The organism is Agaricicola taiwanensis (assembly GCF_014635245.1).
Taxonomy (GTDB): Bacteria; Pseudomonadota; Alphaproteobacteria; order Rhizobiales; family Methylopilaceae; genus Agaricicola; species Agaricicola taiwanensis.
In genome coordinates this window covers 1003217-1025149 of sequence record NZ_BMCP01000002.1, presented here as the reverse complement: position 1 = coordinate 1025149, position 21933 = coordinate 1003217, and the positions used below count along the sequence as shown (strand labels likewise).

Annotated in this window: 23 protein-coding genes; 19 read left to right on the top strand and 4 right to left on the bottom strand. The window is 62.0% G+C overall.

The features are described from left to right. Positions 1 to 128: 128 nt before the first annotated feature. Positions 129 to 2249, top strand: a complete 2121-nt coding sequence (locus IEV58_RS12230) for a sodium-translocating pyrophosphatase (protein WP_188409990.1) — start codon at positions 129 to 131, stop codon at positions 2247 to 2249. 75 nt (positions 2250 to 2324) lie between these two features. On the opposite strand, the gene IEV58_RS12225 is transcribed toward IEV58_RS12230, so the two are convergent. Beyond that, on the bottom strand, positions 2325 to 2798 hold the full coding sequence (locus IEV58_RS12225; RefSeq protein WP_188409989.1) for an outer membrane protein assembly factor BamE: 474 nt from the start codon (positions 2796 to 2798) through the stop codon (positions 2325 to 2327). A 111-nt stretch (positions 2799 to 2909) separates the two neighbouring features. Here IEV58_RS12225 and IEV58_RS12220 point away from each other — a divergent pair, with 111 nt between their 5' ends. From IEV58_RS12220 to IEV58_RS12195, 6 genes are all read left to right on the top strand, one after another. Next, entirely contained in the window at positions 2910 to 3467 is a 558-nt protein-coding gene (locus tag IEV58_RS12220) for a ubiquinol-cytochrome C chaperone family protein (protein ID WP_188409988.1), read from the top strand. After that, on the top strand, positions 3464 to 3988 hold the full coding sequence (locus IEV58_RS12215) for a YceD family protein (RefSeq protein WP_188409987.1): 525 nt from the start codon (positions 3464 to 3466) through the stop codon (positions 3986 to 3988). The genes IEV58_RS12220 and IEV58_RS12215 overlap by 4 nt, the downstream gene beginning before the upstream one ends. Positions 3989 to 4115: 127 nt before the next feature. Then, positions 4116 to 5177: a phosphate acyltransferase PlsX gene (gene plsX / locus IEV58_RS12210; protein WP_188409986.1), complete on the top strand. Its 1062-nt coding sequence runs from the start codon at positions 4116 to 4118 to the stop codon at positions 5175 to 5177. Beyond that, positions 5174 to 6151, top strand: coding sequence for a beta-ketoacyl-ACP synthase III (locus tag IEV58_RS12205; protein ID WP_188409985.1), 978 nt, complete (start codon positions 5174 to 5176; stop codon positions 6149 to 6151). The genes plsX and IEV58_RS12205 overlap by 4 nt, the downstream gene beginning before the upstream one ends. Before the next feature lie 78 nt (positions 6152 to 6229). Then, positions 6230 to 6541, top strand: a complete 312-nt coding sequence (locus tag IEV58_RS12200) for an integration host factor subunit alpha (RefSeq protein WP_188409984.1) — start codon at positions 6230 to 6232, stop codon at positions 6539 to 6541. 38 nt (positions 6542 to 6579) lie between these two features. Further along, on the top strand, positions 6580 to 7182 hold the full coding sequence (locus IEV58_RS12195) for a MerR family transcriptional regulator (RefSeq protein ID WP_229729393.1): 603 nt from the start codon (positions 6580 to 6582) through the stop codon (positions 7180 to 7182). 277 nt (positions 7183 to 7459) lie between these two features. Here IEV58_RS12195 and IEV58_RS12190 read toward each other — a convergent pair whose 3' ends face one another. Both IEV58_RS12190 and IEV58_RS12185 read right to left on the bottom strand, forming a co-directional pair. After that, complete coding sequence (locus tag IEV58_RS12190; protein ID WP_229729392.1) at positions 7460 to 8599, bottom strand: NADH:flavin oxidoreductase/NADH oxidase; 1140 nt, start codon at positions 8597 to 8599, stop codon at positions 7460 to 7462. A 31-nt stretch (positions 8600 to 8630) separates the two neighbouring features. After that, on the bottom strand, positions 8631 to 9302 hold the full coding sequence (locus IEV58_RS12185) for a dienelactone hydrolase family protein (RefSeq protein ID WP_188409982.1): 672 nt from the start codon (positions 9300 to 9302) through the stop codon (positions 8631 to 8633). Positions 9303 to 9396: 94 nt separating this feature from the next. Between IEV58_RS12185 and IEV58_RS12180 the strand changes: the two genes are divergently transcribed. Beyond that, entirely contained in the window at positions 9397 to 10134 is a 738-nt protein-coding gene (locus IEV58_RS12180) for a GntR family transcriptional regulator (RefSeq protein WP_188409981.1), read from the top strand. A gap of 40 nt (positions 10135 to 10174) precedes the next feature. Here the strand turns inward: IEV58_RS12180 and IEV58_RS12175 are convergent, their stop codons facing one another. Continuing rightward, a complete protein-coding gene (locus tag IEV58_RS12175) occupies positions 10175 to 11095 on the bottom strand; it encodes an SMP-30/gluconolactonase/LRE family protein (RefSeq protein WP_188409980.1) in 921 nt (306 codons plus the stop codon). Positions 11096 to 11258: 163 nt separating this feature from the next. On the opposite strand from IEV58_RS12175, the gene IEV58_RS12170 reads away from it, so the two are divergent. The 11 genes from IEV58_RS12170 to IEV58_RS12120 all read left to right on the top strand — a co-directional run bounded on the left by IEV58_RS12170 (position 11259) and on the right by IEV58_RS12120 (position 21929). Next, a complete protein-coding gene (locus IEV58_RS12170; RefSeq protein WP_188409979.1) occupies positions 11259 to 11780 on the top strand; it encodes an FAS1-like dehydratase domain-containing protein in 522 nt (173 codons plus the stop codon). Positions 11781 to 11785: 5 nt separating this feature from the next. Next, positions 11786 to 12328 carry a MaoC family dehydratase gene (locus IEV58_RS12165; protein ID WP_229729391.1) on the top strand — a complete coding sequence of 181 codons (543 nt, stop codon included), beginning with the start codon at positions 11786 to 11788 and terminating at the stop codon, positions 12326 to 12328. After that, on the top strand, positions 12328 to 13293 hold the full coding sequence (locus IEV58_RS12160; RefSeq protein ID WP_188409978.1) for a hydroxymethylglutaryl-CoA lyase: 966 nt from the start codon (positions 12328 to 12330) through the stop codon (positions 13291 to 13293). The genes IEV58_RS12165 and IEV58_RS12160 overlap by 1 nt, the downstream gene beginning before the upstream one ends. A gap of 10 nt (positions 13294 to 13303) precedes the next feature. After that, entirely contained in the window at positions 13304 to 14680 is a 1377-nt protein-coding gene (locus tag IEV58_RS12155; protein WP_188409977.1) for an MmgE/PrpD family protein, read from the top strand. 23 nt (positions 14681 to 14703) lie between these two features. Further along, positions 14704 to 15921, top strand: coding sequence for an acyl-CoA dehydrogenase family protein (locus tag IEV58_RS12150; RefSeq protein ID WP_188409976.1), 1218 nt, complete (start codon positions 14704 to 14706; stop codon positions 15919 to 15921). Between the two features lie 7 nt (positions 15922 to 15928). Further along, the gene (locus IEV58_RS12145) at positions 15929 to 17182 is read left to right on the top strand and encodes a CaiB/BaiF CoA transferase family protein (RefSeq protein WP_188409975.1); all 1254 of its coding nucleotides are present in this window, start codon (positions 15929 to 15931) and stop codon (positions 17180 to 17182) included. Continuing rightward, on the top strand, positions 17179 to 17880 hold the full coding sequence (locus tag IEV58_RS12140; RefSeq protein WP_188409974.1) for an RraA family protein: 702 nt from the start codon (positions 17179 to 17181) through the stop codon (positions 17878 to 17880). Before IEV58_RS12145 ends, IEV58_RS12140 begins: the two co-directional genes overlap by 4 nt. A 57-nt stretch (positions 17881 to 17937) precedes the next feature. Next, positions 17938 to 18888, top strand: coding sequence for a tripartite tricarboxylate transporter substrate binding protein (locus IEV58_RS12135; protein ID WP_188409973.1), 951 nt, complete (start codon positions 17938 to 17940; stop codon positions 18886 to 18888). A 72-nt stretch (positions 18889 to 18960) separates the two neighbouring features. Then, a complete protein-coding gene (locus IEV58_RS12130) occupies positions 18961 to 19407 on the top strand; it encodes a tripartite tricarboxylate transporter TctB family protein (protein WP_188409972.1) in 447 nt (148 codons plus the stop codon). Further along, positions 19407 to 20912, top strand: a complete 1506-nt coding sequence (locus IEV58_RS12125) for a tripartite tricarboxylate transporter permease (RefSeq protein ID WP_188409971.1) — start codon at positions 19407 to 19409, stop codon at positions 20910 to 20912. Before IEV58_RS12130 ends, IEV58_RS12125 begins: the two co-directional genes overlap by 1 nt. Before the next feature lie 57 nt (positions 20913 to 20969). After that, a complete protein-coding gene (locus tag IEV58_RS12120; protein WP_188409970.1) occupies positions 20970 to 21929 on the top strand; it encodes a Bug family tripartite tricarboxylate transporter substrate binding protein in 960 nt (319 codons plus the stop codon). The last annotated feature ends 4 nt before the right edge of the window (positions 21930 to 21933 follow it).

Genomic DNA, 21933 nt, shown 5'->3' with positions numbered 1-21933 from the left:
CCTCGTTGCAGGACTCATACAAGTTTGGCACTGTCGCTCACTCTAGGGGCAGGGGTTCTGTTCATAAGCCGAGAAATGGCGCGCGTACGGCGCAACATCCCCCTGCTGGCAACGCACAAGGACGGATCATGATCGCACTTTGGTTGATTATTGCCGCAGGCGCGCTTTCCATTGTCTACGGCATCGTTACTGTCCGCAGCCTTATGGCCGCGGACGCAGGTACCCCGCGTATGCAGGAGATCGCCACCGCGATCCAGGAAGGCGCTCAAGCATACCTCGCAAGGCAATACACCACCATTGCCATCGTCGGCGCCGTCATCTTTGCGGCTGTTGCATACTTTCTGTCCCTGACCGTTGCGATCGGTTTCGCCATCGGCGCGATCCTGTCCGGAGCCGCCGGCTTCATTGGCATGAACGTCTCGGTCCGCGCGAACGTGCGCACAGCACAGGCCGCCAGCAAGAGCCTGGCCGCCGGGCTCGATATCGCATTCAAATCCGGAGCGGTGACGGGCATGCTGGTGGCCGGCCTCGCGCTTCTGGGCGTCACCGTCTACTACGCGATCCTGACTGCCTCGGGCTACCGCGCGGGCGATCGTGTTGTCATAGATGCGCTCGTGGCGCTGGGCTTTGGCGCCTCTCTGATCTCCATCTTCGCCCGGCTGGGCGGCGGCATTTTCACCAAGGGGGCCGATGTCGGCGGCGATCTCGTCGGCAAGGTCGAGGCGGGCATCCCTGAGGATGATCCGCGAAATCCGGCCACCATCGCCGATAATGTGGGCGACAACGTCGGTGACTGTGCCGGCATGGCGGCGGACCTTTTCGAGACCTATGCGGTCACCATTGTCGCGACCATAGTACTGGGATCGATCTTCTTCGCGGGCAACGTCCTGCTCGACACCATTCTTGTCTATCCGCTGGCTATCGGCGGCATCTGCATCATCACCTCGATCATCGGCACCTACTTCGTGAAGCTCGGTGCCAGCCAGTCGATCATGGGTGCCCTTTATCGCGGCTTCATCGCATCGGCGGTGCTCTCGCTGTTCGGTCTTGCTCTGGTCACATGGCTTCTCATCGGCTTCGGCACGGAGCTCACGACCAGCCGCGGCACCACCTTCACCGGCACGGACCTTTTCCTTTGCGGTACCGCCGGGCTGATCGTGACCGGCCTCATCATCTGGGTGACGGAATATTACACCGGCGTCACCTATCGGCCTGTCAAATCAGTGGCCGCCGCCTCGGTTACGGGCCATGGCACCAATGTCATCCAGGGTTTGGCCGTATCCTTGGAGTCAACGGCATTGCCCGCCATCATCATTATCGCGGGCATCATCGTCACCTACAGTCTGGCCGGCCTCTTCGGCATCGCCATCGCCGTGACGACCATGCTGGCACTGGCTGGCATGGTGGTCGCCCTCGACGCCTTCGGACCGGTCACGGATAACGCCGGCGGCATCGCCGAAATGGCCGATCTCCCCAGCGAGGTGCGCAAGACCACCGACGCGCTCGACGCAGTGGGCAACACCACCAAGGCCGTGACCAAGGGATACGCCATCGGCTCCGCCGGCTTGGGGGCGCTGGTGCTCTTCGCCGCCTACACCGAGGATCTGAATTACTTCATCTCCAACGCTAGCCCCGAACGCTTCTCCTACTTCCAGGGCGTGACGCTCGATTTCTCACTCTCGAACCCATATGTCGTCGTCGGCCTCCTGTTCGGCGGGCTCCTGCCCTACCTGTTCGCGGCTATGGGCATGACTGCGGTTGGTCGGGCCGCGGGCGCTGTCGTGGAGGAGGTCCGCCGTCAGTTCCGCGAGAAGCCCGGCATCATGCAGGGCACCGATCGGCCCGATTACGGCCGCGCGGTCGATATGCTGACGCGCGCTGCAATTCGCGAGATGTTCATTCCCTCGCTCCTGCCGGTGCTGTCCCCCATCGTCGGTTATTTCATCATCTATGCCGTCGCCGGCAAGTCGGCGGCCTTCTCGGCGGTTGGCGCCATGCTGCTCGGCACCATCGTGACGGGTCTCTTCGTTGCGATCTCCATGACGTCAGGAGGCGGCGCCTGGGACAACGCGAAGAAGTACATCGAAGATGGCCACTACGGCGGCAAGGGATCGGAGGCCCACAAGGCGGCGGTGACGGGTGATACCGTGGGCGATCCCTACAAGGATACGGCAGGTCCGGCCATCAATCCCTTGATCAAGATCGCGAACATCGTCGCTCTTCTGCTGCTCGCCATTCTCGCGCACTGAGTTAGGTGCCCAAGCAATGAAAAAGCCCCGCCGGGTGACCCGGCGGGGCTTTTTGTATGGGCGGACGAGAGAGGCTCAGTTGAAGAGCTGAGGCGTACCCGTCGTGGCCTTCAGGATCTGATTGAGGAAGGTTAGCTCACGGCCGGAGGTCGGGGTCGTGCGGCTGATGAAGTCGAAGGCGACCCCATCCTGGAGACCATAGTCGGCGACCCGCTCAACCTGCTTGTTCTTGTTGAAGTAGACCGCGATCACCCGCTGGTCGACCGTACGGGCGTTCATGAAGGCTACCGGCCGGCGGCGCGTGGTCTGGATGTAGTAGAAGACCTCGCCGTCGATGGTGGAGACGGTGGACGGCGTGCCGAGCACCACCAGCACCTGCTCCTGGCTCGACCCCCGAGGGATCTGCTCGAGGGCAGAGGCCGGCAGGATGAAGCCGTGGGTGCGGGTCTCGGCGATGCTGTTGCAGCCGGACACGAGGAGGGCAAGGGCGGCGGCACCCGCGAAGGCGCGGGCATGCGAGGAAAACGAGCGGTAACGGCGGTACGTCACGTTTTGAGCGTCCTTCGTTGTCGTCCACGGGCGATCCGGGGACCATTTGGGCTTGTCGCCGGGCGCCTCATGGCCTAACCGCTTCCTTAACGAGGCGCAACCGTTGTGCGTATGGATGATGAAGCGATGATATTCAATCTGTTCAAGCGTCGCCAAGAAGATCCGGCTGTTGCGGTACTTCACGAAGCTGTTGTCAGCCAGTCGCGGCAGCCATGCTTCTATCTGGACTACGGCGTTGCGGACAGCGTCGATGGTCGCTACGACATGCTCATCCTCCACACCTTCCTGGTCTTCCGCCGGCTGTCGGACGGCGGTGAGGAGAGACGCCTGGCGGCGCAGGAACTCTGCGATCGCATCTTCCTCGATCTCGACCGTTCCCTGCGCGAGATGGGCGTGGGTGACCTCTCCGTGCCCAAGCGCATGAAGAAGCTGGCGCAGAAGTTCTACGGCCGCGTGGAGGCTTACGATAAAGCCCTGCTTGAGCCCGACGACATTGCGCTGGCCGAGGCGCTTGACCGCAATGTGTATCGCGGGGATGGCACAGCGACACCAAATGCCATGCGGCTTGCATCTTATCTGCGGACGGCACTGAAAGAGCTCGAGCACCAGGATATTTTTCCCCAGGTGCCGCGTTTTCCGGGTCCCGAGACGATCAGGAAGGTATCATGACCGATCAGCCTATTCTTACGCACATCATTCATGTTCATCAGCTGCCTGCGGGCGGAGAGACGATAGAGATCGGGGCGGACGAAAAAGCCCGCAAGGAGATGGCGCAGGCATATGGGGTGAAGGAGGTGACCTCCTTCCGGGCTCAGCTGACCGCCAAACCATCGGGACGTGATTCTGTCGCAGTGTCGGGAAGAATCGAGGCGGATATCGTGCAGATCTGCGGCGTGACCCTCGATCCATTTCCGGTGAGAATGGAAGAGGACGTCAACATGCTGCTCGCTCCGCCGCAGGAAGCTTCGGAGGAGGATGAGGAGGCGGTCGAGAACCTCGATTTGCCGGATCCGCTCCTCGGCAACACCATCGATCTCGGCGCCATCGCGCTGGAATTCTTCGCCCTCGGCATCGACCCCTACCCAAGAAAGCCGGGCATAGAGTTCACCGATCACGTAGAAAGTGAAGAGCAGGAGAATCCTTTCGCCGCCTTGGCGAAGCTGAGGCTTGACGATCAGAAAAAACAGTAGCCGCCGCAGCAGCGGGACAAGCGCCGACGAACTTTCTATTGCGGGCAGACGTTGAGTGGCTATTGTCCCGGCGCTCTTGAGTGAAGGCGCACGACGCTTGCCGAAGAAGCTTTTTGAACCGGGTTACATGTCCAAAACCGTACGTATTGCACTTGACGTCATGGGAGGCGACTCCGGCGCACCGGTGGTCATCGCAGGCGCTGATCTCGCGCGTGAACGGCACCCAGACGCCAGTTTCATTCTCTTCGGTGACGAGGCGATAGCCGGTCCCATTCTCAGCCGGCATCCAAAGCTCGCTGCGGTTTCCCGGATCAGCCATACCGACGTTGCGATCAAGATGGACGACAAGCCGAGCCAGGCCCTGCGCTATGGCCGGAAGGTCTCCAGCATGTGGCAGGCTGTCGACGCCGTGCGGACGGGCGATGCAGATGTTGTCGTGTCCGCCGGCAATACCGGCGCCCTCATGGCAATGGCCAAGGTCAACCTCAAGTCCATGACCGGCATCGAGCGTCCGGCGATTGCCGCCATGTGGCCCACCATGCGCGGCGAATCGATCGTGCTCGATGTGGGCGCCACCATCGGCGCCGATGCGCAGCAACTTGTCGACTTCGCCGTTATGGGCGGCGCCATGGCGCGCATCGTCTTCGATATCGAGCGGCCTACCGTCGGCCTTCTCAACATCGGCGTTGAGGAGATGAAGGGTGTCGAGAGCATCCGCGAGGCCGGCCAGCACCTGAAGGCGGCGAACTATCCCGACATTGACTACCGCGGCTTCGTCGAAAGCGACGACATCGGCAAGGGCACCGTCGATGTGGTGGTGACGGAAGGATTTTCCGGCAATATCGCCCTGAAGGCGGCGGAAGGCACAGCGCGGCAGATCGGCGCCTATCTTCGTGCCGCCATGAACCGGACCTGGCGCGCCAAGCTTGGCTATCTTCTGGCCAAACCTGCCTTCGATGCGCTGAAGGAGAAGATGGACCCGCGCAAGGTCAACGGCGGCGTTTTCCTCGGCCTCAACGGCATCGTGGTGAAAAGCCACGGTGGCACGGATGCGGAAGGCTTTGCCTCGGCCATCGACGTCGGCCATGAAATGGTGCGATACGCTCTTCTGGAGAAAATCACGGCGGGTCTGTCGCACGCGGGGGCGGCACGACAGTTGGCGGTGGCGAACGAGGTTTCTGAATCGTGACACAATTACGATCCGTGGTGCGAGGCATCGGTTCTGCTCTACCGGCCCGCGTCGTCACCAATGAGGAACTCGCCAAGACAGTCGACACCAGCGACGAATGGATCACCCAGCGCACTGGTATACGCCAGCGCTACATCGCCGATAAGACGGAAACCACGTCGTCCCTCGCCCTGGCCGCTGCCCGAAAGGCACTTGCTGACGCTGGCATGGACGCGTCCGAGATCGATCTCATCATCGTCGGCACCTCAACGCCGGATAACACCTTTCCATCCTCCGCCACTCAGGTGCAGGACGGGCTTGGCATTCGTCATGGTGCGGCTTTCGATCTTCAAGCCGTCTGCTCCGGCTTTGTCTTCGCCCTTGCCACCGCGGATAAATTCCTGACGTCCGGCAGCCATAAGCGTGCGCTGGTGATCGGCGCGGAAGTCTTCTCGCGCATCCTGAATTGGGAAGACCGCACCACCTGCGTGCTGTTCGGCGATGGGGCAGGGGCGCTGGTGCTGGAGGCACAGGAACAGGACGGCGCTGTCACCGATCGCGGCATCCTCACGACACATCTGCGCTCCGACGGGCGTCACCGCGAGAAACTCTATGTCGATGGCGGACCGGGCTCGACGGGAACGGTCGGTCATTTGCGCATGGAAGGCAAAGAAGTTTTTCGTCATGCGGTCGGCATGATCACCGATGTCATCGAGGATGCCTATGCCGCGACCGGCATGACGTCCGATGATCTCGACTGGTTCGTCCCGCATCAGGCTAACAAACGCATTATCGATGCCAGCGCCCAAAAACTTGGTATCGCACCGGAAAAGGTGGTGCTGACGGTGGACCGGCACGGCAACACATCCGCCGCGTCGATCCCCCTGGCCCTGGCCGTTGCCTATGAAGATGGCCGCATCAAGGGAGGCGACGTCGTCCTGCTGGAAGCCATGGGCGGCGGCTTCACCTGGGGCTCGGCATTGCTGCGTTGGTAAAACATCGGTTGACCGGCACCTGCTTGCTTAATACGTTGTTTTTCAACGGGATGAAGGCCTTCTTGATCAGGTGTCGCAATGAGCGGACGAACCATTACCCGAGCGGATCTGTGTGAAGCGGTTTACCAGCGTGTAGGGCTGTCGCGCACCGAGTCGGCAAGCCTCGTCGAGACGGTGCTGGACGAGATCTCCGGCACCCTCGCGCAATGCGAGACAGTGAAACTTTCTTCCTTTGGCTCCTTCATCGTGCGTGACAAAGGCGAGCGAGTCGGGCGCAATCCCAAAAGCGGCGTCGAAGTGCCGATTCCGCCCCGCAAGGTGCTCGTCTTCAAGCCGAGCAATATTCTCAAAGACCGCGTAAACGGGATTGCGACCAGCGGCGAAGATTGAACCCGCGGCCGGCGTTGCCCCGTTAAGGGAGCGTACTGGTGGATAAAGGGCCTGAAGCATTTCGCACGATCAGCGAAGTCGCTGACGATCTCGATTTGCCGCAACATGTGCTGCGTTTCTGGGAAACGCGCTTTTCCCACATCAAACCGCTAAAGCGGGGAGGTGGCCGTCGGTATTACCGGCCGGACGACGTGACCCTGCTGCGTGGTATCAAACACCTGCTGTACGGCGAGGGGTACACCATCAAGGGTGTCCAGCGCATCCTGCGCGAGCAGGGGCCGCACCACGTCATGACGCTGTGGCGCGAACTGGAGGACGAGGAGGTCGAAATGGCTCCTGTGACCTCCATGCCGGAAGATTTTGCACCGCAACGCAATACGGTGCGGACCGTAGAACCGCAGATTCGGGCGGAGCCTCAGATTTCGTTGCATGACGAGGAAGAAGATCTCGTCGAGGAGGTGCCTCCGTCCATAGAACTGGCGCCGGCGTCACATCAGGACGAAGCTTCAAGAGCGGCGGAGCCTCGTCAGGACAAGGTGCCGGAGAGGGTGCAAGCATTCGCGCCCGAAAATGCACGGAAGCTTCAGCTCACCTTGTTTGAGCTTCTGGAGTGCAAGGAAATTCTCGACGCGGCGCGGTGAGGCGCGGGCTTCAACGGCGATAGCCGCGCGGCCGATCGCGCGACCGATTGAGGAATTTCTTGGCGATCCAGCCCAGTATGGCCGCCTTGATAAGATTCTTGATCATAAATCCGCTCCTGATTTTCTCGAACAAAAGCGGCGGAGGGGCTGCTTTGTTCCGCGGGAACATCGACCGCCGCATGCAAAACCGCGCGGAGACTCAGACGCCGCGATCAAGTTCAGCAATGCAGGCGCAAGAATCGCCTCGCCATCAACGGCAAGCCCTGATGCCAAAGGCTTAAATGCCTCTTTGCCAGGTAGATGGTTTCCCCGCGAAGCCAGATGCGCTGCGCTTGTCCAGCCAATAGCCATAGGCCTCCGGGATGCCGGCGGAACTTGGCATGTAACCGAGCTTCTGCGCGGCATCGATGGACCAATTGGGATTGTGCAGCAACTCGCGCCCCAGTGCCACGAGGTCCGCGCGGCCTTCATTTAGGATACTTTCCGCCTGATCCGCGTGAATGATGAGGCCGACTGCCATGGTTATGATGTCGGCTCCGGTTCTGATCCTTTCGGCAAAGGGAACCTGGTAGCCGTAGTCCGGCGGCTGCGCGGCATCGAGAGTATGGCTGCCGATGCCGCCCGAACTGCAATCGATGACATCCACCCCATGTGCCTTGAGGACACGGGCCAAAGCAACGCTGTCCTCTATGGTCCACCCCATGTCGTCGACTGATGAGATGCGTACGAACAGGGGCTTCTCGTCGGGCCAGTATCGCCGCACCTCGTCCACGACCTCGACTGCAAAACGGATGCGGTTTGCGAACGAGCCACCATAGGCATCAGTGCGGCGGTTGGCATCGGGAGACAAAAACTCATGGATCAGATAGCCGTGGGCGGCGTGCAGCTCGATCACATCGAAACCTGCACGCCTGGCACGATCGGCAGCCTGACCCCAGGTCCCGATGAGATCCTTGATCTCGCCGGAGGTCAGCTCGCGCGGCACCGGATAACCTTCCGCATGAGGAGCGGCGCTGGGTCCGATGAGATCCCACTCTCCACCATCCTCCACGTTTACGGCCTGCAGAAGCGGGGCGCGGCCTTCCCAAGGCACCGAATGGCGGGCCTTGCGGCCGGAATGGCTGAGCTGGATGCCCGGCACGGCCCCTTGCGCCTTGATGAAATCCGTCACCCGGCGCAACGGCTCGATGAAATCATCCTTCCACAGGCCAGCATCGCGGATGGTCGTGCAACCACGAGGATCGACCTTGGTCGATTCCATGAAAACGAGGCCGACCCCGCCGACCGCGAACTTGCCGAGATGAGCGAGATGCCAGTCGGAGATCCGCCCATGCTCGGCCGCATATGTCAGCATGGGCGCCAGAACGATACGGTTCTTCAGGCGCACCCCACGTAGGTCCAGAGGTGAAAACAGCATGGGGGCCATAGCCTGATGTCCGATATATAGGTCAGCCTCGCGCGTTGGCCTTGAGAAAGGAGATGGTGCGCTCAAAGGCACGGGCGGCGCTTTCGGGCTCATAGGAAGCACGCGCGTCGCAACTGAAGCCATGGCCCGCGTCATAGGTATAAAGCGGCGCGTCCGGCAGGGCCTTGCGCACCGCGTCTATGGTCTCTGCCGGAATGGATTGATCCTTCTCACCGAAGTGGAAGAGAACCGGGCATCGCGGCGGGCTATTCAGCAGGTTGGCGACACCGCCGCCATAGTAGCTCACGGCGCAGCTCAGCTTGTCCCCGATTTGTGTTGCCGCGGCGAAGGCAAGCGTGCCACCCCAGCAGAAGCCGACGACGGCAGGCTTCATGCTGCCGCATGCATCGACAGCCGCGGCGATGTCCGCTATCGCGTCCGCTGTCGGGATTTCGGACATGACCGCCCGCCCGCGTGCTATTCCGTCCGGCGTATAATCAAGTTCGATATCCGGTTCCACCCGGTCGAAGAGCGCGGGAGCCAGGGCGTTGAAGCCCGCCTGTGCGTAACGCTCGCATACGTTGCGGATATGCTCATTGACCCCGAAAATCTCTTGTACGATGACGACATCGCCAATGACGTCGCCAACTGCATTCGCGCGATAGCAACGTACTGCGGTGCCGTCGTTCCGGCGCGCTTCAATCCAATGTCCCATGATTTTCCCGCGATTTCATGTAAGAAGGTGTTTACGTATACGATATTGCCAATCTGGTATGCAAGATTGCGCGACAGAAGACCAAGGGGATACAGTGAGCCGCACGAAAAGAACCGCCGAGAAGAAGCCTGTCAGTCCACCCGAGACTGACATACCGCTGGCGAGCGATATGATGATGCCCGACAGGGGAGCGACCCGAAGCGAACATCTCAGCCAGAAGCTCGAGGAGATGATTCTCGAAGGCACCCTGAAGCCGGGCGAGAAGTTGGATGAAGTCGCCTTGGCTGCCGAGTTCGGCGTTTCGCGCACACCCGTGCGCGAGGCCATCCAGCGCCTTGTCGCCATCGGCCTCGTGGAGCCGCAACCCCGTCGCGGGCCTGTGGTCACGGTGCTTCCGCTGCCCAAGCTTATCGGTATGTTCGAGCTCATGGCCGAATTCGACATATTGGCCGCGCGGCTGGCCGCCCGCCGCGCCACCGAGGAGGAGCGCGAGCATCTTCGCGACGTGCTGGAGCGCAGCCGAAAGGCGATTGACGATCCGATTGGCTATACCCGGCTTAATCGCGAATTCCATGCCAGCATCTATTCCGCTTCGCATAATGATTATCTCGAAGCGCTTGCGAACCGGACGTGGAAGCAGCTTCAACCGTTCCGCAACTTTCGTCTGGAGCAGCCTGAGCGTCTGCGGGAATCGCTCTCCCAGCATGAACAGATTCTGGAGGCGCTGCTGGCCTATGATGCGGACGAGGCGGCAGCGCGAATGCGCCATCACGTCCGCATCGGCGGCATGATCGCGGATTTCGTGCTGACGATGCCGGAGGCTGCTCGCTGACGCCAAGATATTCTAGGTTATCGGACGTCTGGATTTTCGGTCACATGTGGGAAAAGGCTGCCGCGCCGGGAATATCGACCTTGGCCATCAGGATGGATCCTGAGTGACTCTCGGTGGCGAAGATCGTCCGGTTGTCCGGGCCGCCGAACGCGACATTGGTGACGAAGCTTCCGACCGGCGATTCGATGCGATGGGTTGGCTCGCCCCTGCTGTCGAAGACCCATATGACGCCGAGGCCGGGATGGGCCACCACAAGCCCACCGGATTCATCGATGGTGATGCCATCAGGGCCGACACCACCTGAAAGAGTGATGAAGGTGCCGATCTTGGTAGAGGATCCATCGACCATCAGTGGCAGCCGCCATATGGCATTCGCGCGTGTCATGGCGACAAAAAGCGACGTGCCGTCAGGGCTGAGTACGATGCCGTTGGGGCTTGGGGCGTTCTCCATCAGGCAGCGCAACGTACCGTCGGGCGACAGGCAGAACACCCGGCCGTAGGGATGACTGAGGTCGCTCAGGCCTTGATCGGTGAAATAGATTTCGCCCGCGCTCGAGAAGCACAGATCATTGAGCCCGCGGAACCCTTCGGTGTAGCGGCGCGGCAGGTGGGGTGAGACCTCGCCGGTCGCAAGATCGGCCTTGAGCAGCCCAAGGCGCTGGTCGGTGATGAAGCTGCTGCCATCCTTGTGGATCTTATGCCCACAGGGTTCTCCATCATAGTGCAGCGCCAGTTCGAACGTGCCGCCCGGAGTGATGCGGAACAGGCGGCCGTAGGGAACGTCGTTCACATAGAGGTTTCCCTGGCGGTCAAAGGAGGGGCCTTCCAAAAAGCTGTGCGTTTCCTTGTGCTGACCGCGTGAGCCGCTGCTGCGCGGAGACGGACGCCCCGTGATGCGGAAATGATCCGGCAGCGTGGCGAAGACCTCTGCTGTGAGAGTTTTGCAGTTTCCGAAATACATGGCGCTCTCGCTCGTCCGTGATGCTGGGTGGCAATATGGGCGTTCCATATCGGCTTTGTAAAATAATAAAATGGCCTTGCAATATACGAAAGGCGCTGATTAGGATGCTTAAGCGCAGACGATATATGCGCTGAAGACGTCTCTCGAAACTGCTGGCGGGACGATGAGCATCATCAACGACGACATCAGGAAATACATCGGCATGGAAACGCAGCCCTTGGTGTGCTGCGATCCGGTCGAGCGCGGCGCCGTTCGCCGTTTCTCTCAAGCGATCATGGATCCTGATCCGATCTATATGGATGAGGAGTATGCGGCGCGGACCCGTTACGGGGCACCGGTGGCCCCGCCGCTTTTTGCAGCGGCCATGCTGCGGCTCGAATTCGGCGGCCCGGATCTCGTGCACGAGCGGGCGGAGGATCCCGACTTCGATGGCGCAGTCGGCTCTTCAAGCCTGGGGTTGCCGCCCATCCCCTGCAATCTCGCCATGCTGAACGGCGGCACCGACGTGGAGATCTTCCAGCTCCCGCGTCATGGCGAATGGGTCAGCGTCACGTCCCGCTACAAGGACATCTACGAGCGCGAGACCTCCAAGGGGCCCATGCTCTTTGTGGTCTACGAGAGCGACTTCAAGGATGAGAGCGGCGAGCTGATCATGCGCTTCAGCAAAACACAGATCAGGCGGTGACGAATATGGAACAGGCGATCACCAAACCCATTGCAACATCATCTGATATTTCGCAGATCCTCTTCGAGGATGTCGAGGTCGGCCATCAGCTCGACGAACTGCACAAGGCGCCGCTGACGACCGTGCATCTGATGCGCTGGTCGGCCGCCATGGAGAACTGGCACAAGATCCATTACGACGAACGCTTCGCCATGGAGCACGACAAGCTCCCGGGCCTGATGGTCAACGGCTCGCTGAAGCAGCAATTCATTCTGCAGCTCCTGAAGGACTGGGCAGGGCTTGAGGGCTGGGCCTGGAAAGTCAGCTTCCGCTTCCGCGCCATGGACGTGGTCGGAACGCGGCTCAGGGTCTGGGCTGAGGTCGTGCGCAAGATCCCTCTGGATGACTACGGGATCGTGGAACTGAAGCTCGGCATCAAGAACGAGAATGATCGGGAATCGACACCCGGCATGGCACTGGTGGCGCTGCCCTATCGCGCCGGCAAGCCCGTACCCTATCCCTTCGTGCCGCCGGCTGGTGTCGACTTCTCCGACGAGGGAGGCGCGTGATGTCCGATCTGCCCAAAGCAATCCGCATCAATGAGGAAGGCCCGCGCGAAGGCTTCCAGTTCGAGAAGGGGCACATCCCGACCGAACGCAAGCTGGAGTTGATCGATGCCCTGTCCGGCACGGGCGTAAAGGAGATCCAGGTGGTCTCCTTCGTCAATCCCAAGCGCGTGCCCGGGATGGCCGATGCCGACGAGGTCGTGGCACGCATGAACATGCGTGAAGGTGTGCGCTACACGGCGCTGTGGCTGAACGAGCAGGGCCTGCAACGGGCGCTCGCTGCCAAACGCGTCGACGTCAAGGGACGCATCGTGCTCTGCGCGTCCGACGCCTTCCTGAAGCGCAACACCAACATGACGCCGGAGGAGAACCGCCAGGCGACGCGGAACATGCTGCAGACCTACCGCGAGCATGGCGTGCCGACCTCGCATGGGGGGCTGCAAGCCGCCTTCGGCTGCAACTTCGAAGGTGACATATCGACCGCGAAGGTTCTCGCCGCGGCCGAAAGCGTGTTCTCCCTTGCCCGCGAGCATGACGTCACGCTCAAGACCTTCGCGCTGGCCGATACCATGGCCTGGGCGACACCGGGCTCGGTCAAACGCGTCGTCGGTGCCTTGCGTGAACGTTATCCAGACGTCGAGTTCATCCTGCATCTGCATGACACCCGGGGCATGGGCATAGCCAATGCCTACGCGGGTCTGCAGATGGGCGTGCGGATCTTCGATGCCTCCGTCGCCGGCCTCGGTGGCTGCCCCTTCGCGGGCCACAAGGGCGCCGCCGGCAATGTCTGCACCGAAGACCTCGTCTTCATGTGCGACGAGATGGGGATCGAAACGGGCATCAATCTTGAGGAACTGATCCGCGCGGCGCAGCTCGCGGAAGAAGTCGTGGGCCACCCGCTGCCGGGCTCCGTCATGAAGGGCGGCAGCCTGGCACGGCTGCGTGAAGCCGTCAGCGCTGCGGCGTGAGGAGATCATCATGGCTTTGACCAAAGAAATCGCCGCTTTCGTATCCGGCTTGACCTATGCGGATCTTCCGCAGGCCGCCATCGACGTCGCCAAGCTCGGCTTTCTCGATTGCTCGGGGGTGCTGATCGCGGGAAGCGCGGAGGATACCGCGCGCATCATGGAGACAACGCTGCTTGCCGCGCTCGACGGCAAGCCGGAGGCCTCCATCGTGTTCACCGAGCGCCGCGCCTCGGCACTCGTCGCGGCACGGATCAACGGCACCGCTGCTCATGCGCTTGACTATGACGACGCCGGCGGCCACCGCAGCGCCATCCTTGTCCCGGCCATCCTTGCGGAGGGCGAGGCGCTCGGCTCGACGGGCAAGGACATGATCACCGCCTATGTCGCGGGCTTCGAGGTCTGGTCCGAACTCGTGCGACGCGAGGACGACCAGCTTCACGAAAAGGGATGGCATCCGACGGGTGTCTATGGGGCTGTGGCCGCGGCCGCGGCCATGGCAAATCTTCGCCGGCTGAACCCCGAGGAGACCGCGGTCGCCATCGCGCTTGGCGCATCGCAGGCGAGCGGTGTGGTGGCGAACTTCGGCACCATGATCAAGCCGTTTCACGCCGGTGCTTCCGCCCACGCGGGCGTTCTGGCGGGACGCCTCGCCGCCAACGGCATGAGCGGCGGGCTTTCGGTGCTGGAGCATAAGCGCGGCTTCCTGGCGGCAGTCTCGCCGCGTGGCAGCGTTGACCGCAGCCGGAGCGCCACCCATCTCGGCCGTGACTGGCACATCGTCAATGACGGGGTCAGCATCAAGAAATTCCCCACCTGCTACTGCACGCATCGTGCCATCGACGCCATGCTTGGGCTTGTCGCCGAACGACCGATCCGGCCGGACGAGGTGGAGGAGATTCGAGTCAAGATCGGCAAGACCCAGGCCGCCATCCTGATCAACCACCGGCCGCAGACGGGTCTTGAAGCCAAGTTCAGCATCGAGTTCACCATGGCTTGCGCGCTCCTGGAGCAGGCGGTGACGCTGCAGCATCTGACGGACTCGTTTGTGCTGCGGCCGGAGGTGCAGAAGCTGCTGCCCAAGGTCTTCGTCGATGCCGACGAAACCTATGATCCGACCCTGACGAGCTATTCGCCGGCCGACCAGGTCAGCGTGCGGCTGACTTCAGGAGAGGTGCTGGTGAGCGAGGAGATATCCCGCGCGCGCGGGCATATCTCGCGGCCACTCGCCCGCGAGGAGCTTTTCGCCAAATTCGAGGCTTGTCTCGCCTACGGCGGCTCGGATCTGGATCCGATGGGAGCCTTCGAGATGTTCGAGACACTTGAAACGCTTGGAGCGGGCTGGCCGCGGGAACTGCCCCGACAGGGCGTCGAGCGGATGCGTGCTTGATCTGACGACGTGAGGATTGCTTCGTGGACGCCATTGCCGACGTGAATACCGAACCTGCCTTCGCCCTGCCGTCCGACGTGCAGGAGTTCAAGGATCTCGCCCGCCAGATCGTGCGGGACGAACTCCTGCCATTGGAGCGCCAGTATCTGGCGCATCCCGGCAAGGCGCACAGCCTGAGGGCCCGCGATGCCCTGCGGAACATCTTTCCGACCGAGACGGTGGAGCGGCTCTACAAGATATCAAAGGACACCGGGCTCTGGGGCCTGCACATGCCAGAGGAATACGGTGGCAGCGGCCTCGGCCTCCTCGCCAAGGCCGCGATCCTCGAGGAATTCTACTACACGGCGGTGCCGTTTCCTTTCGCCGAGGTGCCGAACATCCTCTACATGTGCGATCCCTCGCAGCGCGATCGCTATCTCACGCCATGCATCGAGGGCACCAAGCTCGCCGCCTTCGCCCAGACCGAGCCTGATGCGGGATCTGATCCCGGCGGCATGATGAAGACCTCCGCCGTCCGCGATGGCGACGACTGGATCATCAACGGCACCAAGATGTGGATCTCCAATGCCGATCCTGCCGATTTCGTGATGGTTCAGGCGGTGACCGATCCGACCAAGCGCCAGCGTGGTGGCATCACCATGTTCCTGGTGGAGCGCGATAATCCCGGCATGGAAGTGGTCACGCCTGGTCTCACCACCTGGCTCGACAGCATGGCCTCGCAGTTCATCATCCATTTCACCGATTGTCGGGTGCCGGGTCATGCGGTTCTGGGAGAGGTCGGGCAAGGCTTCAACCTCGGCCAGAGTTGGCTGACGATCCATGACCGACTGCTGCGCGGGCCTTTCTGTCTCGGCAAGATGCAGCGCGGGCTCGATATGTCGATCGAATGGGCCAAGCAGCGGGTTACCTTCGGCAAGCCGATCTCAGAGCGGCAGGCGATCCAGTGGAAGCTGGTGGACATGTACACCGCGATCCGGGCGGTGCGGGCACTGATCTACGAAGCGGCGGCGAAGTTCGATGCCGGCGAGGACGTGCGCACCGAGGCGTCCCTCGTGAAGCTGGTTGCGGCCGACTGGGGTGCACGCTGCCTTGACGACGCCATCCAGATCCACGGCGCCATGGGCGAGTCCCTCGAACTCCCGTTGACGCTCTTCTATCGCTACGTCCGTCACGCCCAGATCGGCGGCGGGACCAGCGAGATCCAGCGCATGCTGATCGCGCGCAAGCTCCTGAAAGGGTAGGTGGACCATGACAACCACGAAACCCGTTCCTGAAGCGCAAGGGCCTCTTAAAGGTCTGAAGGTCGTCGACGTCGGCATGCTGTTCGCGGGGCCGCTGATCGGCACCTTCCTCAGCGATCTCGGCGCTGATGTCATCAAGATCGAACACCCGCAGGGCGACGAAGTGCGCCGCGTGGGACGGTTCCGCGATGGCCAGAGCCTCTGGTGGCGCGTCACCTCCCGCAACAAGAAGTTGATGTCCATCGACATCCGCACCCCACGCGGTGCCGATGTGGTGAAACGCCTGGCGGCGCGGACCGATATTTTGATCGAGAACTTCAGGCCCGGCCGGTTCGCCGAATGGGGCTTCGATTACAAGACGCTGTCGGCGATCAATCCCGGGCTCGTACTGCTGCACATCAGCGGCTATGGCCAGACCGGCCCCTACAGCCAGCGCCCCGGCATGGGGACCTTGGCCGAGGCATTCAGCGGCTTCGCCCATACGGCGGGCGAGGCCGACCGACCGCCGACGCTGCCGCAATTCCCGTTGGCGGACGGCATCACGGCTCTGACAGGCGCCTATTCGGTCCTGGCCGCGCTCTACGCCCGCGACCGCAACGGCGGGCAGGGCGATGAGATCGACATCAGCCTCTACGAGCCCATGCTGCCCATGCTCGGCGCCATGCTGATCGACTATGACCAGCTCGGGTTCGTCTCGGCCAGGCGCGGCAATCGCTCGACCTGGAGCGTGCCGCGCAATTCTTACCGCACCAAGGATGACAAATGGGTGGCGGTCTCTGCAGCCGCCAATTCGGTCGCCAAGCGGCTGTTCCGGGCGATCGGCCGGGATGATCTCGCCGATGATCCGTCGCTTGCCACCAACCCGCTGCGCGTGAAGCGGCTGGAGGAATGCGATGGTGCGATTGCCGGCTGGATCGCGGAGCACACCCAGAAGGAGGTGCTGGATCACTTCCTGAAATGGGAAGTGGTCGCGGGGCCGATCTATGACGTCTCGCAGATTTTCGACGATCCGCATGTCCATGAGCGCGAGACGCTGGTGGAACTGGACGATCCGAAGCTCGGCAAGGTGCGCCTTCAGAATGTGGTGCCGCGCTTTGCCCGCAACCCCGGCAAGGTGCGCTGGCCCGGCAAGCCTGACATCGGCGCCGACACCGAGGATGTGCTGACGGAGCTCGGCTATTCGGAAGCGGAGCTGGACGAGATGCGCCGCGAGGGCGTGCTGCGCAATGAAAACGAAACGGCAGGGGAGGCGGCGCAATGACCATGGAAGCTCAGGCACGACAGACGACCTCGATCGACACCGACGCGGCGGCGCGAGATATCGCAACCTTCTTGGCGAACCAGCCAACGGGCATCACCGTCGACGCCATGTGCCGCATTCGTGCCGCCGGCTGGATCGAAGGCATCCGCGCCATGGGCGGACGCCGGCGCCTCGCGGGCCGTGTCCGCACGCTGCTCTATGCCCGCGGGCAGGGCCGGCCGCCGATCGCGCGCTCGATCTACGCGATCATACGGGATTTCGATCCCGGTGATGTGCTTGTTGTCTCCACCTCGGGGGCCAACCGCTGGTTCCTTGGCGAGAACATGACCCACGAGGCTCTCTACCATGGGCTGAGTGGGATCATCACCGATGGGCTGGTGCGTGATGGGGACGAACTTGCCGGCATGGATTTCCCGGTGTTCGCCCGGGGGCTCGGAGTGTCGCCGCCATCGCCCGACTACGGCCTCTACGGTATCGACGTGCCGATCACGCTGGACGGCATGCTGATAACACCCGGTGACGTGATCCATGCCGATGCCGATGGTGTCGTGGTAGTGCCGGCCGGAATGGTCGCGCAGTTGAAGGAACATGTCGTGGACTTCGCCGCGCTGGAAGCGCGCCAGGAAGAGGTCATCCGCAGCCGCGCACCGCTATCGGAGCTCGATGTGGTTCTAAAGGAAAAGTCCAAGAAAATCTGACTTCCAGCCAAAGCATCCGCAGAGATGCCTGGCACATCAAAATAATCGGAGGAAACAATGAATCTGGTGAAAGTGATCGCATCAGCGGTCGGTCTATCTATTCTGTCGGCGACGCCTGTCCTGTCCTACCCGGACCGGCCGGTGAAGATGATCGTCGCCTATACCGCGGGTGGCGCCACCGACCTTGCTGCCCGCACCATGGCCACCTTCATGGAGAAGCAGCTTGGTCAGCCGGTCGTGGTGATCAACCGACCCGGCGCCGGCGGGGAATTGGGATTTACCGAGGTTCAGAGCGCCGCGGCGGATGGCTACACCATCGGCTTCGTCAACATGCCGCCGTTCCTCACCATGCCAATCGAGCGCAAGACGAAGTATTCGCCTGACGACTTCACCTATATCGCCAATCTCGTGGATGATCCGGTGGCCCTGGCGGTCAATATCGAGAGCGAGTTCAAGAGCATCGAGGACATCGTCAAGCATGCCAAGGAGAACCCGGGCAAGCTGAGCTACGGCACCACTGGTGTAGGCTCTGACGATCATCTCGCCGCGCTGGCGTTCGAGCGCGAGGCCGGCATCAAGCTGAAGCACATCGCCTTTAGCGGCGGAGCGGATGTCCGTCAGGCCCTGATCGGCGGCCACATCGATCTCGGGGTCTACAATCTCGGCGTGATGAGCCGGGAAGCCGCCGACAATCTGGTGCGACCCCTGGGGATGATGGGAGACAGCCGCTGGGATGGTGCGCCTGACGTGCCGACCTTCAAGGAGGCCGGTTACGACGTGGTGCAGGGCGCTGCGCGCGGTATTGCCGGTCCGGGCGGCATGCCGAAGGAGGTCACGGCCAAGCTGGCACAGGCGATCCAGAAGACGGTCGATGATCCCGAATTCATCGACCTTGCCAAGAAAGCGCCGCTGCCGCTGCGCTTCCTGCAGATCGATGACTACAACGCCTACATCCGCCAGGAAGACGAGAAATACAAGAAGCTGTGGGCGAGCCAGCCCTGGAACTGATGCCTTCGTGAGCTGACCTGCGGAAGATGATCCTCCCTGCATCATCTTCCGCGCTACACCCGGATGGTTCAGATGGAAAAGCGTGGCGTGATTGACCTGGCCGGCGGCGGATTCATGTGCCTCGTCGGGCTGGTGTCCCTTTCGCAGTCCTTCGAATATGGAATCGGCACGGCCAGTGAGATGCAGGCCGGCTACTTCCCCATGGTGCTGGGGATTATCGCAATCGCCATAGGCATCGGCATCGCCGTTCCTGCCTGGAGCAAGCCGAGTTCCTGGCCGTCGATCCCATGGCGTCCGATCCTGGCGATCGTCGCGGCGCTCGCAGCTTTTGCGCTTCTGATCGAACGCACCGGCATGATGCCCGCCGTCTTCGTAACCGTCGTTATCAGCACGCTTGCCAATCCCGGCTTGGGCCTGCGGCGAATACTGGCCCTCAGCATCGGTGTCAGTCTCACCGCCTGGCTGATTTTCTCCGTCGGGTTCGGCCTGCCCATACCGGCCTTCGGGAGCCTGCTCTGATGGATCTGTTCACGGTAGGGTTCCCGACCGCCTTTTCGCTTCAGAATCTCGCTTTCTGCTTCGCCGGCGTGTTCCTGGGCACGCTTGCCGGAGCGCTTCCCGGCATCGGTGCGCTCACGGCCGTGACGCTGCTGCTGCCGATCACCTTTCATCTTGATCCGACGGCGGCGATCATCATGCTCGCGGGCGTCTATTACGGCACCGAATACGGCGGTTCCACCGCGTCGATCCTGCTCAACCTGCCGGGAACCGCGGCCAATGCCGTGACCTGCCTCGATGGTTATCCCATGAGCCAGCAGGGCAGGGCCGGTGTCGCCCTGTTCGTCACGACGGCGGGCTCCTTTGTCGGCGGCAGCATCGGAATCCTCGTGCTCCTGGCGATGGCGCCGCTGCTGGTCTCCTTCTCCCTCGCATTCGGCCCGGCGGAATACTTCGCCATCATGGTCTTCGGGCTGCTGGCCTCGGCCACAATTGCTCAGGGCTCGCCGCTCAAGGGGCTCGGCATGGTGGTCATGGGCCTGCTGCTTGGCACTGTCGGCATCGACATCAACAGCGGGACCTATCGCTTCACCTTCGGCTTCTTCGACCTCTTCGATGGCATCAGCCTCATCGTTCTGGCGATGGGACTGTTCGGCGTGACGGAAGTCATCGCGGCGATCAGCGAAAAATCGGGCGATCGCGACAGGAAGCTGAACAAGGTTTCCCTGCGATCCATGATTCCGACCCGCGAAGACGTGAGGCGCTCCATCCTGCCGGTGCTGCGCGGCTCGGGAATTGGCTCTATCCTTGGGCCGCTGCCCGGCACCGGCCCGACTATCGCGAGTTTCATCAGCTACAGCATAGAGAAGCGCGTGGCCAAGGACCCGTCGCGCTTTGGCAAGGGAGCCATCGAAGGCATTGCCTCGCCGGAAGCGTCGAATAATGCTGCGGGTCAAACCGCCTTCGTGCCGACCCTTCTCCTTGGGATTCCCGGCAGCGCCACCATGGCGCTTATGATCGGTGCCTTGATGATCCATGGGATATCGCCTGGCCCGCGGCTGATGGCGAGCCATCCGGAGATATTCTGGGGTCTGATCGCCAGCTTCTGGATCGGCAATGTCCTGCTGGTCATCCTCAACATACCGCTGATCGGCATCTGGGTCCGTCTGCTCAGCATCCCGGCCAACATGCTCTATCCGGTCGTTGTCGTCCTGATCTGCCTTGGAACCTACACGGCAACCAACAATCTCTTCGACGTCTGGTTGCTCATCTTCTTCGGCATCGCTGGCTATCTGATGCGGATCCTGAAGTTCGAGCCGGCGCCCGTGCTGGTGGGGTTCATCCTGGGCCCCATGGTGGAGGAGAACCTGCGCCGCGCCATGCTGCTGGCAGACGGTAATTTCCTCGAGATCGTCAGCCGGCCTCTCGCCGGAAGCATCATAGCCGTCACAGTCATAATGGCGGCGATACTGCTCATCCTGAGTATCAAAAAATACTACAGCGGACAGGCTATGCCTGCCGAATAGCCTGTTTTCCTGTGAATGCTTGAAGAAAAACAACTGAGCAAAATAACGGAGGACGCCATGAAGATGCTACGCTTGGCAGCGACGCTGCTCACAGGTGCTTTGATCGCGGGCGCCACACCGGCGCGCGCCGAGTTTCCGGAAGGGCCGATCCGCTTGATCGTGCCCTTTGCCCCCGGCGGCACCACCGATGTCGTGGCGCGTCGGATCGCGCCGAAGGTTGGGGAGCTTCTGGGGCAGTCGGTCATCATCGACAACCGTGGCGGCGGAGGGGGCTCCATTGCTGCCCAGGCGACCGCGACCGCGGAGCCCGATGGCTATACGCTGATGATGACGACCACGTCGCATACCGCCAATCCGTCGGTGCAGATGAACCTGCCCTATGACACCCTCAAGGACTTCGTATCGGTTGCCCTGGTGGCCGACCAACCGGGCGTGATCGTCGTTCATCCAAGTGTGCCGGTGAACAGCTTCAAGGAGCTGATGGAATACGCCAAGACCCACAAGCTGACCTACGCGACGGCGGGACCAGGCACTTTTCCGCATCTCGGCATAGAGCTTCTGAAAAGCCGCGCCGGGGTCGACATGTCCGCCATCCCCTACAAAGGCGCCGGACCGGCCATGACGGACCTGCTGGCAGGTCACGTGAAGCTGAAACTCGACGCCTACATCACCGCCTATAGCCATGTGAAGGCGGGCAAGCTCAAGCTCCTCGCGGTCTCCAGTCCCGAGCGCATTCCGCAACTGCCGGACACGCCGACCGTCGCCGAACTCGGTTATCCCGGATACGAGGTATCGTTCTGGATGGGCATCGTCGGTCCCACCGGAATACCGGAGCCCGTGAGGGCCAAGCTGGAGAAGGCTTTCACCGACGCCTTGACGCCTGAGATCCGCGCCGTGCTGGAGAAGGATGGCGTGCGGCCCATCGGCGGCAGCGGCAAGGATCTGGATGCCCTGATCCAGCGCGAAATCCCGCAATGGGCCAAGCTGGTGAAGGACGCCAACATAACCGCCAACTGACGGG

Bases quoted from the DNA above. Each gene is read 5' to 3' on its own strand.
- IEV58_RS12230 (WP_188409990.1), top strand. From the start codon at position 129: ATGATCGCACTTTGGTTGATTATTGCCGCAGGCGCGCTTTCCATTGTC.
- IEV58_RS12220 (WP_188409988.1), top strand. From the start codon at position 2,910: ATGGATGATGAAGCGATGATATTCAATCTGTTCAAGCGTCGCCAAGAA.
- IEV58_RS12215 (WP_188409987.1), top strand. From the start codon at position 3,464: ATGACCGATCAGCCTATTCTTACGCACATCATTCATGTTCATCAGCTG.
- plsX (WP_188409986.1), top strand. From the start codon at position 4,116: ATGTCCAAAACCGTACGTATTGCACTTGACGTCATGGGAGGCGACTCC.
- IEV58_RS12200 (WP_188409984.1), top strand. From the start codon at position 6,230: ATGAGCGGACGAACCATTACCCGAGCGGATCTGTGTGAAGCGGTTTAC.
- IEV58_RS12190 (WP_229729392.1), bottom strand. From the start codon at position 8,599: ATGCTGTTTTCACCTCTGGACCTACGTGGGGTGCGCCTGAAGAACCGT.
- IEV58_RS12185 (WP_188409982.1), bottom strand. From the start codon at position 9,302: ATGGGACATTGGATTGAAGCGCGCCGGAACGACGGCACCGCAGTACGT.
- IEV58_RS12175 (WP_188409980.1), bottom strand. From the start codon at position 11,095: ATGTATTTCGGAAACTGCAAAACTCTCACAGCAGAGGTCTTCGCCACG.
- IEV58_RS12170 (WP_188409979.1), top strand. From the start codon at position 11,259: ATGAGCATCATCAACGACGACATCAGGAAATACATCGGCATGGAAACG.
- IEV58_RS12165 (WP_229729391.1), top strand. From the start codon at position 11,786: ATGGAACAGGCGATCACCAAACCCATTGCAACATCATCTGATATTTCG.
- IEV58_RS12160 (WP_188409978.1), top strand. From the start codon at position 12,328: ATGTCCGATCTGCCCAAAGCAATCCGCATCAATGAGGAAGGCCCGCGC.
- IEV58_RS12155 (WP_188409977.1), top strand. From the start codon at position 13,304: ATGGCTTTGACCAAAGAAATCGCCGCTTTCGTATCCGGCTTGACCTAT.
- IEV58_RS12145 (WP_188409975.1), top strand. From the start codon at position 15,929: ATGACAACCACGAAACCCGTTCCTGAAGCGCAAGGGCCTCTTAAAGGT.
- IEV58_RS12140 (WP_188409974.1), top strand. From the start codon at position 17,179: ATGACCATGGAAGCTCAGGCACGACAGACGACCTCGATCGACACCGAC.
- IEV58_RS12135 (WP_188409973.1), top strand. From the start codon at position 17,938: ATGAATCTGGTGAAAGTGATCGCATCAGCGGTCGGTCTATCTATTCTG.
- IEV58_RS12130 (WP_188409972.1), top strand. From the start codon at position 18,961: ATGGAAAAGCGTGGCGTGATTGACCTGGCCGGCGGCGGATTCATGTGC.
- IEV58_RS12125 (WP_188409971.1), top strand. From the start codon at position 19,407: ATGGATCTGTTCACGGTAGGGTTCCCGACCGCCTTTTCGCTTCAGAAT.
- IEV58_RS12120 (WP_188409970.1), top strand. From the start codon at position 20,970: ATGAAGATGCTACGCTTGGCAGCGACGCTGCTCACAGGTGCTTTGATC.